Genomic DNA, 14,434 nt, shown 5'->3' with positions numbered 1-14,434 from the left:
TTGATAGATAAGATTAAAACCAGCAAATACAGAATAAAATAACCAACACAAAACCAACAGCTATGCATTTAACAACAGAATACAAAAACGATGTTAGAAAGGCGCTTTTAAATCGTCGTCCAAACTTTGGTGGTACGAATGCACAATTTGCAAAGATTTACGGACTATCGGGCGCGATATACAGCCGTTTAGCCAATGGGGAAATAGATAGAATCATTTCAGATAGCCAATGGCTTCAAATAGGGCGTGAACTTGATATAAATATCCGTAAATCTAATTGGAAAATCGTAAAGACAAAAGTTTACGAAAACATTGAAAGTAGTATTAATTTCTGTAAACAATACAGCACTTCTATGATTTTGGTAGATGATTGTGGTATAGGAAAAACCTTCTGTGCAAGAAACATTATTAAATCACTAAAAAATGCCTTTTATATTGACTGTTCACAAGCAAAAAGCAAACAACAATTTATAAAGTTGTTTGCAAAAACACTTGGAATAGACAATAAAGGCAAGTATGTAGATGTAAAAGAAAATTTGAAGTATTATTTAAATCAGATGGATCATCCTGTAATAATTTTGGATGAAGCTGGCGACCTTGAATATACGGCATTTCTGGAACTAAAAGAGCTATGGAACGCAACAGATGGTTTTTGTGGATGGTTTATGATGGGGGCTGATGGTTTGAGATCTAAAATCGAAAAAGGTATCAATTCTAAAAAGGTTGGATTTGCTGAAATATTTAGCCGTTTCTCTGATGAATATATAAAACTTACACCTATAGGTGTAGCCGATAAAAAAGCATTTAAATACGAACTTCTATATCAAGTCGCTAAAATAAATCATACAGGTTCTATACCTGTAGAAACATTAGTGAAACAATGCCTTGATAAAGAGACCACTTTACGACATTTAGACACTTTAATAAAAATCAGCGCTTAATATTATCATAACAATAAAAATCAAAACTCTTAAATATGAAATCACACGCATTAAAATCTTTCAGCCCCGAAGCCATGCAAGAAATAAAAGATATGGCAGAATTTTGTGACAAAGGATTAATATTTTATTCTGATTCAATCATCAATTTATTTTACATGTATATCGCTAAAAGCTTACTTCATAAAGATGAGATAAGCCTTGAAAACAGTGATATATTCAGCTTTATGCAGGTCAAACGATTATTAGAATTACTACAAAACGAATTAAATAAAAATAATGGATAAAGAAAAACTCTTTTTTAATGCAAAAATTAATTTAAAAAATTCAACAATGAACAAAACAAATGCAACAGTAAGTAAAGCAAGGGATCTTTTTCAAAAGCTTCCTATTGAGACTCAAAAAAAAATAAAAAATGATGCACCTGAAACGTATCAAGCTATTTTTGGAAAAGAACTGATAATAGAAACTTCAATATTAGAAAATTTCTTTGATGAATACGAGCCACTAAATGAGAAAATTAAAACCTTTCAGGATTTGGAAAAACTACCATTAGAAAAACAGCTTTCATTTAAGGAAAATTTCCCAAAAGAATATGCAGAAATAATGAATACAGAATCTAAAAAATAAAGATCTCACCCAAATTAAAATATTGTAATCAATTGAAACCCCTTCAATGGGGTTTCTTTTAAAATTAATCAAAATGGAAAAACAATTATTATACACAGATCAGTCAAAAATAAACCAATCAAAAACAAAGATCACAAATGCAATTAATGCTTTTAAGCCTTTTTTTGAAGAATATAAACAGTTAAATATTGGTGATTTAAAAACAGAAGATCTAAAAACGTTTTTTATAAAGCCTAAAGAATTTTTTATGATGCTGTTAACCAAAGGTGAAAACTTAAAGGTTGGAGATCTAATGTTAGATCCTGAAAAACTTTACGAATTACTCCAAAAACCGGAAGGTGTAGAGGATTTAGTTAACAACATAGAAAAAACAATCCGTTTAGATGAATTTAGGCTAAACCATATCGGATATATTGATCACATAATAGTTTCAGAAGGTCAAATGCTTATAAATCCTGAATATATTAGAGAATTGACAGATAAATATACCTTCTATACTGAAACTTCTGATCAGTTAAAAGCCTTCGAGCTGGTAAAAAGAATAGCAGAAGATTTTTCAGAACTCAAAAATCTACTTAAAGAACCTGAATACGCTTATTATGATGATTTTAGAACCTTCATGATAAAAGAATCGAATGATGCCAAAAAGTATGATTCAAATATAGAAGCAATAGCGCGTTATTTTTAAATTTTGTTAAGTCTTATTGCTAGTCAATGACTTTAAAGTTTGTTTCATGGTAGTAGCTCCGTCAAAACGGAGTTACTTTTTAAATAAAGTCTAATGAAAAAAAAGTCATATACCGAATCTGAAAGGGATGCAGCTCGAAAATATTATATAATGGGTTTAAATTTATGTGAAGTTAGTAAACTTATTGATATTCCTAGAAGAACCCTTGAAAAATGGCATCAAAAAGAAAGTTGGAAAAAACAAAAAGAATCCGGCAATTTGAGAGCAAAAGCAATTGAACTTAGACAAAAAGGATACACAATAGAAAGTATATCCGAAATGCTAAAAATAAGCCGGACAACAATTTGGAGATATTGTAAAAAATAAATAGAGATTATTATGTTTCAAATGAATTTCATTGTAGAAGTTACCGACAGCAAGGGTAATTATGTTCCCAGTCCGCTAATAACAGACATTGTTATAGAAAAAAGTATTAAAAATCTTTCTGATAAAGCATCTTTAAGATGTGCTATATTTAATTTAAATAAACATATACTATTCTTAGAAAATTTTGATGATGAAGGGAACCCGGAAAATAAAATTTATAAACTCTATCAAAGAGGGCAAAAAATTAAAATCCATTTAGGATATAATGACGATTTAAAACTCGAATTTGTGGGATATATAAAGGAAGTAAAAACAGATGAAGAAGGGATGATCTTAGAATGTGAGGATGAATTATTCCAGTTCAGAAAAAAAGTTAAAAATAAATCATTTTCTGCCACATCGGTAAAAGAAATACTAAACTATGTAGTGAATGCAATCAATCCAAAAATAAAGATTATTTGTGATTATGACATGGCATACGAAAAATTCACAGTTTTTAAAGCTGATGCAATTGATGTTTTGCAACAATTACAGCAGGATACCGGAGCTGATGTTTATTTTAAATCTTATGACTCTTCAAATCTTGGCAAAAGTACTGATTTTACAACACTATACAACGGTAGTCTTATGGATACTATAATAGGTGTAAATGGTATTCCATCATTATATACTGATCTGTATAAAAAATCAACAGATAAAATGGTTACCGAGTTGCATTTTAAAATGCCATATATTGAAAAGAAAAATATAGATTCTAATTGTGATTATTCAATGCAACATAATATAGAAAGTTCAAATTTAGCTTATATAAACACTACAGATAGGAAAGTAAAAGTTAAAATTGTTACGACTTCTAAAAATGGAACTACAAATGAAGTGGAATATGGTAACACAGGAGGTGAAGAGTTTGAATTTAAAGTAAATAGAATTAGCAATGCAGAAATGAAAAAGAGAGCTAAATTAGAATTTGATCGTAAAATGGCTCCGGGTTATGAAGGCTCTTTTACAGCATGGCTTATTCCGTATGTCGAGCCAAATTATAGTATTGGAATATATGACGAAGATTTTCCCGAAAAGGATGGGATTTATAATGTTGAGAGTGTGACAACTAATTTCAATGAAAACGGAGGAGTAAGAACCATTACACCAGGAATAAAATTAAGTGCAAACAAATGAGTTATTATAAAACAAAAATTCCGGGAATAAGTATCAGTAAAACCGGATCCGTTAAAAATACAAAAAGAGATGAAATTCTAAAGGTAAGCAAACGTGGTTATTTTACCTTTAAAAATACGTCAATAAGTCTTCCTAAATTAATGATAGAGACATTTAAGAAGATCCCAATGAAAACAGGACAAATAAAATATATAGACGGAAATAATCAGAATTTCAATATTGAAAATTTAGAGTATAAGACCAAATTAGACAAAATAGATCCTCCATTAGAAAATGATATTATTGAAATTCTAAAATATTATTATGGATCCAAAGAAACTTTTAATTTAAAAGATGTCTTCAAATATCGTATGCACCTTAAAATTGTTTTAGATCAAAGAAATTTTTTTATTAAATATAAACATCTGCCAAATATTTCGATTTTTAGAGCTTATTTTTCTTTTAATATGCCGGGTTATCGAAATTTATCAATCCTTCATAATATTACGGTAAGAGACGCTCAAAGAACGGTTTATTTTTATCTAAATAAGTTAATAGAGGATTGTAAAGCCGATAGAATATTAAAGCAGTGATCAAAGTTGATCACTGCTTTTTTTATTCGTAATAACCCCAAAGTTATCTACAGAAATTTTATATTATTTCGTAAATTACATTTTTAAAAAAACGTATAAATAAACATGGAAAATTTAATAGGGAAGCTTTTTGATTGGGACAAAATACCAATGAAACTTATTTTTTTATTGTTCATTATTTCAGCTATTTTATTGTTTACACCCGAACAATATATACAGCATTTGAAACTTGAATCATTTATTTCAGAATACGGAAAATTTATTGGAATAACCTTTATTACATCAATAGGTTTCTTATTAGTGTCGTTAATATCATATATCATAAGAATTATTAGAGACAAAATCACTAATAAAAAAGTGAAAAAAGCAGTAATCAAAAACCTTCAAAGGTTAACAAATCATGAAATATTTGTATTAAGAGAGTTTTTTATTAATGGAAAATCAACACTTCAATTACCATTTTTAAATGAAACTGTTGTGAGCTTAGAAAATAAGATGATAATATATAAAGCTTCTAACACTGGAACCGCAACTATTACTGGTCAGTATTGGCCGTATTCTATATCAGAATATGCCCTACCTCTCATAAACGATCAATTACTAAAAATACCTACTGAACTTACAGAAGAAAACAGAACCAAAATTCAAAGTGAGAGACCGGAGTGGGCAAATTATGGATATAGAGGTTAAATTTTCACTAAACTACAATAAAAACACCATCAAAGTGATACTGTTTCTATTTTTATCATTAAAAAATATCTGGGTAGACCTTTTTATATATAGTGGCTAATTTACTTTGCAGATCACCAATATTATAATTTTCTGCAAATACTAACAATTCTAAAACTCTTAATTTATCACCTTTAATATTTTCGTCGGTAGAAATTAAAAGAGGGTTTAAGGTCGGATAAATTTTACTTAGGTCGTTTTGGGTTATTTTTGAAAGATCCCTACCATTGAATAATACTTCTTTTTTCATAAAACTGAATATACTAAATTTATAATTACATAAAGTATTTTATAAAATGGCTTCCAATATTCAAAAAAACACTTTAATACGCTATAAAAACATAAGGGATCTATATTTGAAATATAAGACCGAAGATATCCCCGATACCGTTATTTTAAGGAAATACATTTACCCAGTATATCCAATAAGTCGAACTACATTAAATACAATTTTGAACACCCCAATAGATAGAGAATTAAATAGAATTTATCCTAATGTAGAATGACAAAAATATTAAAAACGATAACAGTTGAGATAATTTAACAACAAAATTTTGACAGCTTAAAATAAATTATTTTAATTATTGGGTAATGGTGAAACACAAATTTTTGAACTGTTTAATTAAAAAGACTTTCAACGAATTTTTGACAATTGATTTTTCTATTTAAAGATTCAAGATCATAAGGAAGAAAGTAGAGTTCAAACTTATCTGAAAAAAGTTTTGCCTTATAAACCTTTGCTCCCTTAACAAAAGCTATAGAGCAAAGTAAAATTTCATCTATAAAATCACATTCAGATCCTAAATATATTGTTTTTAGACATCCATCATTATGAGTGTACAGTCCGGAATTATTACTTATAAAACGGTATTCTTTTTCGTAATTCCAACACTTACTTTTAAATCCAAAAATCATTTTATGATCACTATTTAAAATAGAAGTTTTAGGATAAGTATTTGAATAACTAACTTTTTTAAAGTTTACGTTTTTGGAGTTTATTTTTTTATTGTTGTAGCCTATAAAGTTTCCAGGTTCTAAATCAAATTCAAGGCAATAACCTTTTTGATTATTTGTGTAATGAGACCACATTAATAAATTTTGGTTGTCGGTGGTTAGTGATAAAATACCACATGTATCCTGCATCATTTTTATAACATCAATTTTAAGTTTCTCTACCTTTTTGATGTTAATATTTTTCTTAAACAATTTTATTGCTGAACTTGCGTAATTGTCTATTTGAAATACACCTTCAAAAGGATCATTCAAATATTTCAAAGATGAAAACCATAGCTGATTATTTAATAAACATCTACAATCTCTTAAAAATGATGTTGAATAGGTTTTATCTTCAGGAGCAAACTCGATTGATTTATATTTAAAAAGAATCATCGTCCGGTAAATAAGTATTAAAAAAATTAAAGTAGTTGATTTTAGGATCACCTAAAGAAATATTGATCTTATTAATTTCATCTTGTAATTTGTGAAAATCATTTCGGTAAAGATAAATTTGTGCAGGAGGTACATTGATCATCTTATCGTAGATATCCATCAGTTCTTTTATTAAACCATTGTAAGAACCTTCTTTAAAATCACCATTTTTAATTGCAATCAAATCAATATTTTTAATGTATCGGTAATATGTATCAATTTCATTTTGAATTTCTTTAAAATAGGTATTTCCATTATATCCATTATACTTATCATCGAATTTATCATCAGTGATTATAAGAAAATAAAAAAAGTCGAATACTATAATGCTAAACAATATTGCAAGTAAACTATAGTTCAGAATTAATGTAAATTTGGTATCGATATCAAAAAAATATCTTATTAAATATAATCCGATAATTGATATAGACAGGTATAGATATTTATATCCCTTTCTATCTTGATTTAAATAAAATCTATGCGCACCAATGCAACCAAAAAATAGAGCCAGTAAGGCTGTTGATAGTTTATTTTTCAATGTTTTAGAATTAGCTTTAAAATTAGTATTTAAAATAAAATTTAACAATACTCTTTAAATAAAAAAAAACATCTTTTAAAGATGTTTTTAGTATATACTTAATTCGATTGGATTTAAATTTTTTTCGGCTTCTATTGCATTCCGCCTGATCATTTCTAAATCATCTTTATTCTCTATAAACTCTTCATGAACCTGCATTCTGCCAGCAATCTTATTTTTTAGAAGCTCCCAAATTTTTTCTTTTGTTGTTTTCTTTGCATTAGTAGCAATATTAGCCGATTTACAAGTATATTTTCTTTTTCTAAAGGAATATATGGTGTAATGATAATCGTCTTTACTGTCATATAATTCAGTAATTAAGCCCGGAAGACCATTAAATTTATATGGTCCATATTGAAATGGTATATCAGTTGTAAACCAAGCCGTCCAGGTTCGTCCATATTTCGTTGTTTCAGCTTTTTGACATTTAAAACCTAATATAGTTTTAAATTCATTTTTTACTTTCCAGTTTATATTATTAGGTTCTTCATATGAATAATCAATATAATTTATCTCTGTTGTAATATATAATTTTGCAGATGTAGTACCAATTGTTTCTCGAAAATCCGTAACATACTTCATTGATTCATTTAAAGGTACGTCTACTTTTTCCACTTCTAAAGAATCTGCTATATACTTATTCATGTTTTTAAAAAAAGAAGCATCCTGATTTATCAAAAGGGCGAATGTTGTAGTTTTTTTATAATTACTAGCTTTATTAAGTTTGTAGTTTAATTTATAATCGGCTTCAAAAACTACATCAAATTTTTTCTGACAATAAAATAAGGTTACGATTAACAAATTTAGTAATAGTATAATCTTTTTCATTTTTGCTCATTATTAAAAAAAGACCGCCACACTTATGACGGTCTTATTAGTAATTTTTTTAATTATTAGTGGCTATAAATCACTGTTACTACAGTTGAGCCTGCATGTTGAGGGCATGTTTCACCGTTTAAGTCTGTAAGATAGCCAGCTAATTGATTTTGTGACATGTGATCAGCGATAGTTTGACTAACTTGAAGTACTTTTCCGCATGAGGTTCTAAAAGGAAATGCACTTACTACACCAGCGATTAATAAAGCGCCTAATAAAACTGTTTTTTTCATAATCGTTTTTTTAATGATTAGTTATTAATTTAAAAATGTATCTCAAAAATATAAAATAAATCAAATCAAGTGAGAATTATTTTTTTTATGTTAAATAGCTCTGATACTTGCTTTTGCATAGATAAAAAAAATTGCATTAAAAAAAATACGGTTTTCCGTAACAAGTGTAAAATATAATTTTTACTGCAACTATGTAAGAGAATAAATTATAAATTTGGAATATAAATAAATTTAAATGGCGGAATATACTAATCAGGAAATAATGGAAATTATGTCCTCTAATGCAGAAAAAATCAATTCAAATGTTCTTAAAGAAGAAAGAATAGCCAATGAGATTGAACAAGTTATAACACAACTTGAATATAAAATTGTAGAACTCAAAACCATGCAAATAGAGCCTGATTTAAGCTATCTAAATTCTTTTTACAAGGAAAGAACAGAAGAAAACATAGAACGTCTTAATTCGCGTTTAAAAGTGCCGAAACTAAGCCTTTATATTTGGTTATCTTCTTTTGCAATGTTAATTATTAGTTTCGGAGTTTTATTTTTTGTCTATTCCAAAGCTTCTGAAACCAAAGCCCTTACCCAAAAAGAATATAAAGAACAGCTTTTAAAAAATAATGTGATCATGTCTAAAGAAAATGCCGAACTTTTAAAAGATATGGATCTTTGGTTTAAAAGCGATCCACAATCAACACAAAAATTTATTCATTGGCGACATAATCAAAAATAAGAACTAATTAAATTTAATACGGACTGAAAGTATAAACTATAGACATATTAATTTTGAAAACAATAAAAGATCATTTTATAAATATTGGGGCTTTTAAATTTGTTTTAAAGCTTAATTAAAACACGTTTAAAAAACAGTAAATATTAAGTATTGATGCATAATACGTGTTTTTTTCCTTTACATTTAGTTCTGCGATTATTTACGGTTAGTTTTGCCGATTATATTTGATTACAAATAATTTTAAATTATTTAAAAATTGAAATGTCTTTTGCTACATTTGTTCCAGAAAAAATAAAACCATGAAATTATTCAATACCATTGTAGTCGTTAGCATGATAGCTGCGTCCAACCCATTATTCTCACAGACATCCAGCGAAAGCAAAGCCAAAGAAATTATAGAAAAAGCCATTCAGGCAGAAGGAGGGAAACAGCTTTTAAGCAGTATAAAAACACTTTATTCCAAATCAGAAACGGTAATGGACGGCCGGAATGTGCATTGGATTACCAAAGAAATGGTTCCTAATAAAGGCAGTTTTGAAATTGAATATCAGGGAAGGATTGTATACAGATCATGGTTTGATGGGAAAACTGGTTATGAGTTGGTCAATGGAGAGAGAAAATTGGCTGATCCTGCTGAGTTTAAAGATAAAGCTGACAGAAAGTACATTATTAATGAACTTGCCTATATAGATCCGAAATTATACAAAATTGAACTTATTGAAGAAAATCCAGATAAGATTTATTATAAAATAAAGGCGACCTATGTAACTGGCAAAGTGACTTATCTGTATTATGATGTAAAATCATTCTTTTTAAGTAAAGAAGAAACGGTGGAAAATGGAGAAAAGAATACTTTTTCGACGGTGTTACAAAGTGATTACAAGAAGTTCGGAGATCTTTGGTATGCTACTAAATCAACTTTTCTTTCTGAAAATGAAAGTCAGGAAGCAACCCTTGTAGATTTGTATTATAATAAAAACATTGAGGATAAAGATTTTAAATAAAATCGAAATTATAAAGCCTTTTAGCTAGTAAAAATCCCTGTGTATTTGATTACATAGGGATTTTTATGTACCAAATAATCTGCGAAAGCTGTTTAATCCGAGAGAGATAAAATTAATTAGATAAAAAATTCTGTACCCATAATATTCTAGAGTTCTGTATCTGTATCCAAAATTAAATAGTCCATAATTTTGTTTAGCTAAAGAAGAAAATATGGAAACAATAACTCAACATCAGAAACAGTTTCAATATGCTGAGGCTTATGTATCAGACATGTTGGTGCTGAAGAACATATTTCTGGAAACACAGAATCTGAAGAAAGCAGACCAAAACTTTGGTCTACCTTTTCTTTTGGCTAAAAATGGAAGGGAAACTATAGCTTTTGCAAGTCTTATCGTGAATGAAAATGATGAAATCTCTTTTAAAATTTATGATAAAAACAAAATGACAGAAGCCGAAAAGAGAAATTTCTTTTCCCGTGCTGAAAGATATTTTAAAAATAATAATACACCCAATTTCAAAGATCAAGAACAATTAAAAAGCAGTATCAGCAGTATGATCAGCTGGCTGAATCCTGAATAAAGAGAGGATAAAATTGTACATTTACGTAAAACACTGATTCTATGTCTAAAGATGTTCTGTACCTTAAAATAGCCAATTCTGTCACAGAGCAGATTAAAAGTGAAACCCTGCAGTTTGGAGAAAGGCTGCCTTCATTGAGAAGCGCCCAAAAGTTATATAATGTGAGTCTGAATACCATAAAACAGGCTTATATGGAACTGGAAAGCCGTTCTCTGGTAGAATCACGCCCTAAATATGGATACTATGTAAGCCAGACTTCAAAGCGAAAACTAGCGCTGCCTTCCGTAGCTCAGATGAAGGTTTCAGAAAAAAAGAATACACCGCAAGACCTTATTGATAAAGTATTTGGAGTGATTAGTGGAACAGATATTACACAGTTTGGATTGGGAATTCCGGGGAAAAGCCTTCTTCCGGTGGCCAAGATGAAGAAATGTATGATTGATGTGATCAAGAGAAAAAATGACAGTGGAACCAATTATGAGCCTGTACAGGGAAGTGAGGAACTTCGCCGGGAAATTGCCAAATGGTCGATGGTTATGGAAGGAAGGATTACAGAAGATGATCTGGTTATTACTTCCGGAGCGATGAATGCCGTTTACAATTGCTTAATGGCTGTGACACAACCGGGAGATTCCGTGGCGGTGGAAAGTCCTGTGTATTTTGGAATTCTTCAGGCGATTCAGTTATTGGGATTAAAGGCGGTAGAAATTCCTACCCATCCCATTACGGGAGTGGATCTGGATGCTTTAAAAAAGGTTCTCCCAAAGCTTTCTGCATGTTGTTTTGTGGTGAACTATAACAACCCCCTTGGGTTTCAGATGCCAGACGAAAACAAAAAAGAGCTGGTGAAAATGCTTACTGAGTATAACGTTCCTTTGGTTGAAGATGATGTGTATGGAAATATCTATTTCGGAGCAGGAAGACCAAAACCATGTAAGTTTTATGATGAAGCAGGAATTGTGATGTGGGTAGGTTCTGTTTCCAAAACATTGGCTCCGGGTTTTAGAGTAGGATGGGTGGCTCCGGGGAAATTTAAAGAAAAAATCATCCGCCAAAAATTGGTTCAGACGGTAAGTGGTCCTTCTTTGTTTTCAGATGTGATTACAGATTTCCTTGCTCACGGGCGCTATGATCATCATTTGAGAATGTTCAGAAAAAAATTGTACGCCAACTACCTTCAGATCCAAAAATCGGTGATTGAATATTTTCCGGATAATACCAAAATTTCGGAACCCAAAGGAGGTTTTATGCTCTGGCTGGAGCTGGATAAGAGAGTCTGTACAGAAGATCTTTATGATGCTGCCGTAAGCCAGAAAGTAAACTTTGCCCCCGGAAGAATGTTTTCACAATATAATCGGTATCAGAACTGTATGCGTCTGAATTATGCATTAGAATGGACAGACAGAGTGGAAAGTGACCTGGAAAAGTTGGGAAAAATGATAAAAAATAGAATTTAATAAACCTTATAGTGATGAATGATACTAAGAATGAAGTAAAAATTGTAGCCTACGAATCTCAGTATAAAGAAGCTTTCAAAGCTTTGAATGAAGAATGGATCAAAGCATTTTTTGTGATGGAAGCAGGGGATTATAAGCTGCTGGATAATCCTGAAGAACATATTTTAAATAAAGATGGACATATTGTCTTTGCTTTATTGGATGGAGAAGTCGTAGGAACCTGTGCATTAGTAAAAACGGAGGATAATCCTCTTACTTTTGAGCTATCAAAGATGGCGGTAAGCCCTAAAGCGCAAGGTAAAAAATTGGGCTATCTGCTGGGAAATGCATTGGTTGAAAAAGCTAAAGAACTCAATGCAGGAAAAGTCTTTTTAGTGACCAATTCAATACTGGTTCCTGCTATTAAACTTTATGAAAAGCTGGGCTTTATTCATACTCCTATCGGCCAGGCAGAGTATGACCGCGCGGATGTTCGAATGGAGTTGATATTTAACAAATAAGCAAAAAAATATTAGAACTCGGATAAGAATATCCTTGTTCTAATATTAAAATTAAATCTAATTGCTTTACTGTTTTATTTCTTGATAAAAGTCTTGGTCAGTGACTTTTTACTTCCGTTGATTTTAATGTAATATACGCCTGCCGGAAGATTTCCGATATTGATTTTTTCATCGTAATATCCTCTTGAAGACTGTAAATGTGACGTTGAAACAAGAGCTCCTTTACTGTCGATGATTTCTATTTTAATTTCCTTATCCTCAGACTTGTACTGAATTCCAATGAATGTTGAAACAGGATTTGGATATATTTTAAAATCATCAGAAATTACTTTCGTTTCTTTTGTGCCTAATGCTCCCTTTGAACATTCCGGAATTCTGTTGACACCATCAATTCCCCATGAAGATTGCACAGGAATACAAAGCCAGTTCAATACCGTTGGGAAGTGATCAGTTTCTCTTGTTGTAGAAGTATAATCATACACTTTAAAATTATTCACTGTACCAGCATTATAAGTCGGAGAACCTGTTACTGTCATATTATTAGCATTCGGACTGGAATCTGTCAAAATATTTCCTGAAATTTCGTTACATCTCCAATTAGCCAGTAATTGAGAATAATAGGGATGGGAAGATGTAATATCCTGATTAGCCCAATTCACGATGACATCATTTGGAAGAGCCGATTTCCAGATTCTTACATCTTTATAAGAAGCCGCCAGATTGATGCCGTAAGTATTCGTTCCATCCTGATTTAAGGTCAAAGGAAGTCCGGAGTCAATATTTCCGATGGTATTCATTTTAGCAAAAGTTACCGGAACGCCATCTTCATACAATGTTACAAGGCCATCTCTGTCGAAGCTTGCTGCAATATGTTTCCACTTATTGGTTTCCACTTTTCCGCCAACAAGGTCAATTCTGTTCGTTCCATCGCCAATATTCATCTTAAAAGTCTGCCCGGAATATCCTGAGAAAACAAATCCTTTATTTTTTCCGTTGGCCCAATTTTTATTACTGATCATCACCGGATCACTGGAATAGGATGCGTTAGGTTTTACCCAAAATTCAATGGTAAAATCCTGATTGGCTCCAAAGTTAAAAGGAGCCTGGTTAGCCGGCTTTGCATAAGTTCCTGCCGGAAAATTCAATTGATTAAATGTTTTATTGGATTCCAAAACCGTTTTGCTGATTTGCTGAGGGGTAAATCCGGGATTAGAATAGACCGTGAAAATATTTCTCTCCGTAAGATTTCCTCCTCCATGAGAGCTTTCGATTGCTCCGTGATCGGTCGTCAGAACTACTAACCAGTCTTCATTGTTATAAGAAGGTCTGTTTTTCATGGCTGTTACAATTTCTCCAATATAAGAATCCGTAGTCTGAATAGAAGAAACATACTGAGGAACCGTTGAGGCAAAGCCATAAGAATGTCCTGCATGGTCTACATCATCAAAATCTACAAAAAGAATATCAGGATTGTCGTTCTGTAAAGCATTTACAGCTGCATTTTTTACAGCAAGATCCGTCGCGAGATTCGTTTTTACATCTGCATTGTTCACAATTTTATCATTGATAGGCGCCCAGTGTGCAAGCGAAATTGTTCTCAGGTTTGGATTGTAAGTTTCGGCTCTTGTTAAAAAGTCAGGATAATTAACATAGTTCGGACTGGTAAAGTTATTGTCCTGAACATTATGCTTGGTATGCCATACACCGGTAAGCATGGTGCTCCATCCGTTTCCGCTCCAGGTGGTGGCGGCACAAAGTCCGTCCATAGAGTAAATCGACTGATTGATAAGGTTTTGGATGTTAGGAGTAGGGGTAGACATCATTACATCTGCACGACATCCGTCGATACCGATAAAAAGAACTTTTTTAGTCTGAGCTCCAAGGAAACAGCTCATGACAACAGCCATTGAGAATAGTTTTGTTTTCATAGGGAAAAAGAGTTTTTTG

General features: G+C 31.0%; 19 protein-coding genes. 13 read left to right on the top strand and 6 right to left on the bottom strand.

The window, feature by feature from the left end; genetic code table 11:
- The first annotated feature begins 62 nt into the window (after positions 1-62).
- From CQ046_RS10960 to CQ046_RS10925, 8 genes are all read left to right on the top strand, one after another.
- On the top strand, positions 63-941 hold the full coding sequence (locus CQ046_RS10960) for an ATP-binding protein (protein WP_105702279.1): 879 nt from the start codon (positions 63-65) through the stop codon (positions 939-941).
- A 35-nt stretch (positions 942-976) separates the two neighbouring features.
- Positions 977-1,225: a hypothetical protein gene (locus CQ046_RS10955; protein WP_105702278.1), complete on the top strand. Its 249-nt coding sequence runs from the start codon at positions 977-979 to the stop codon at positions 1,223-1,225.
- The gene (locus tag CQ046_RS10950; protein ID WP_105702277.1) at positions 1,218-1,568 is read left to right on the top strand and encodes a hypothetical protein; all 351 of its coding nucleotides are present in this window, start codon (positions 1,218-1,220) and stop codon (positions 1,566-1,568) included. The genes CQ046_RS10955 and CQ046_RS10950 overlap by 8 nt, the downstream gene beginning before the upstream one ends.
- Before the next feature lie 73 nt (positions 1,569-1,641).
- Positions 1,642-2,256 (top strand): hypothetical protein, encoded by a 615-nt coding sequence (locus tag CQ046_RS10945; RefSeq protein ID WP_123906607.1) that lies wholly within the window; start codon positions 1,642-1,644, stop codon positions 2,254-2,256.
- A gap of 93 nt (positions 2,257-2,349) precedes the next feature.
- Positions 2,350-2,622: a terminase gpP N-terminus-related DNA-binding protein gene (locus CQ046_RS10940; protein WP_105702275.1), complete on the top strand. Its 273-nt coding sequence runs from the start codon at positions 2,350-2,352 to the stop codon at positions 2,620-2,622.
- 21 nt (positions 2,623-2,643) lie between these two features.
- Positions 2,644-3,798 (top strand): hypothetical protein, encoded by a 1,155-nt coding sequence (locus CQ046_RS10935; RefSeq protein ID WP_123906606.1) that lies wholly within the window; start codon positions 2,644-2,646, stop codon positions 3,796-3,798.
- Positions 3,795-4,370: a hypothetical protein gene (locus tag CQ046_RS10930; RefSeq protein ID WP_105702273.1), complete on the top strand. Its 576-nt coding sequence runs from the start codon at positions 3,795-3,797 to the stop codon at positions 4,368-4,370. Before CQ046_RS10935 ends, CQ046_RS10930 begins: the two co-directional genes overlap by 4 nt.
- Positions 4,371-4,475: 105 nt before the next feature.
- Entirely contained in the window at positions 4,476-5,060 is a 585-nt protein-coding gene (locus CQ046_RS10925; protein WP_105702272.1) for a superinfection exclusion B family protein, read from the top strand.
- Between the two features lie 58 nt (positions 5,061-5,118).
- On the opposite strand, the gene CQ046_RS10920 is transcribed toward CQ046_RS10925, so the two are convergent.
- The 5 genes from CQ046_RS10920 to CQ046_RS10895 form a co-directional block, all read right to left on the bottom strand.
- Positions 5,119-5,349, bottom strand: coding sequence for a hypothetical protein (locus CQ046_RS10920; RefSeq protein WP_105702271.1), 231 nt, complete (start codon positions 5,347-5,349; stop codon positions 5,119-5,121).
- A 368-nt stretch (positions 5,350-5,717) separates the two neighbouring features.
- Complete coding sequence (locus CQ046_RS10910; protein WP_105702269.1) at positions 5,718-6,488, bottom strand: DUF2971 domain-containing protein; 771 nt, start codon at positions 6,486-6,488, stop codon at positions 5,718-5,720.
- Positions 6,475-7,065, bottom strand: coding sequence for an NINE protein (locus CQ046_RS10905; RefSeq protein ID WP_105702329.1), 591 nt, complete (start codon positions 7,063-7,065; stop codon positions 6,475-6,477). Before CQ046_RS10905 ends, CQ046_RS10910 begins: the two co-directional genes overlap by 14 nt.
- 87 nt (positions 7,066-7,152) lie before the next feature.
- Entirely contained in the window at positions 7,153-7,932 is a 780-nt protein-coding gene (locus tag CQ046_RS10900) for a GLPGLI family protein (RefSeq protein WP_105702268.1), read from the bottom strand.
- Positions 7,933-7,997: 65 nt separating this feature from the next.
- Positions 7,998-8,213 (bottom strand): hypothetical protein, encoded by a 216-nt coding sequence (locus CQ046_RS10895; RefSeq protein WP_047422716.1) that lies wholly within the window; start codon positions 8,211-8,213, stop codon positions 7,998-8,000.
- Between the two features lie 235 nt (positions 8,214-8,448).
- Between CQ046_RS10895 and CQ046_RS10890 the strand changes: the two genes are divergently transcribed.
- The 5 genes from CQ046_RS10890 (at position 8,449) to CQ046_RS10870 (ending at position 12,487) form a co-directional block, all read left to right on the top strand.
- Entirely contained in the window at positions 8,449-8,946 is a 498-nt protein-coding gene (locus CQ046_RS10890; protein WP_105702267.1) for a hypothetical protein, read from the top strand.
- A gap of 299 nt (positions 8,947-9,245) precedes the next feature.
- Entirely contained in the window at positions 9,246-9,950 is a 705-nt protein-coding gene (locus CQ046_RS10885; protein WP_105702266.1) for a hypothetical protein, read from the top strand.
- A gap of 211 nt (positions 9,951-10,161) precedes the next feature.
- The gene (locus tag CQ046_RS10880; RefSeq protein WP_105702265.1) at positions 10,162-10,530 is read left to right on the top strand and encodes a hypothetical protein; all 369 of its coding nucleotides are present in this window, start codon (positions 10,162-10,164) and stop codon (positions 10,528-10,530) included.
- A gap of 41 nt (positions 10,531-10,571) precedes the next feature.
- The gene (locus tag CQ046_RS10875) at positions 10,572-11,987 is read left to right on the top strand and encodes a PLP-dependent aminotransferase family protein (RefSeq protein WP_105702264.1); all 1,416 of its coding nucleotides are present in this window, start codon (positions 10,572-10,574) and stop codon (positions 11,985-11,987) included.
- Positions 11,988-12,001: 14 nt separating this feature from the next.
- A complete protein-coding gene (locus CQ046_RS10870; RefSeq protein ID WP_105702263.1) occupies positions 12,002-12,487 on the top strand; it encodes a GNAT family N-acetyltransferase in 486 nt (161 codons plus the stop codon).
- A gap of 74 nt (positions 12,488-12,561) precedes the next feature.
- Here the strand turns inward: CQ046_RS10870 and CQ046_RS10865 are convergent, their stop codons facing one another.
- Entirely contained in the window at positions 12,562-14,415 is a 1,854-nt protein-coding gene (locus tag CQ046_RS10865) for a LamG-like jellyroll fold domain-containing protein (RefSeq protein WP_105702262.1), read from the bottom strand.
- Positions 14,416-14,434 lie beyond the last annotated feature (19 nt).

Origin of the sequence: Chryseobacterium sp. MYb7 (assembly GCF_002979455.1) — a bacterium.
In the GTDB taxonomy this organism is placed as follows: Bacteria; Bacteroidota; Bacteroidia; order Flavobacteriales; family Weeksellaceae; genus Chryseobacterium.
The sequence above is the reverse complement of the archived record's forward strand: the minus strand, read 5'-3'. Positions and strand labels throughout refer to the sequence as shown.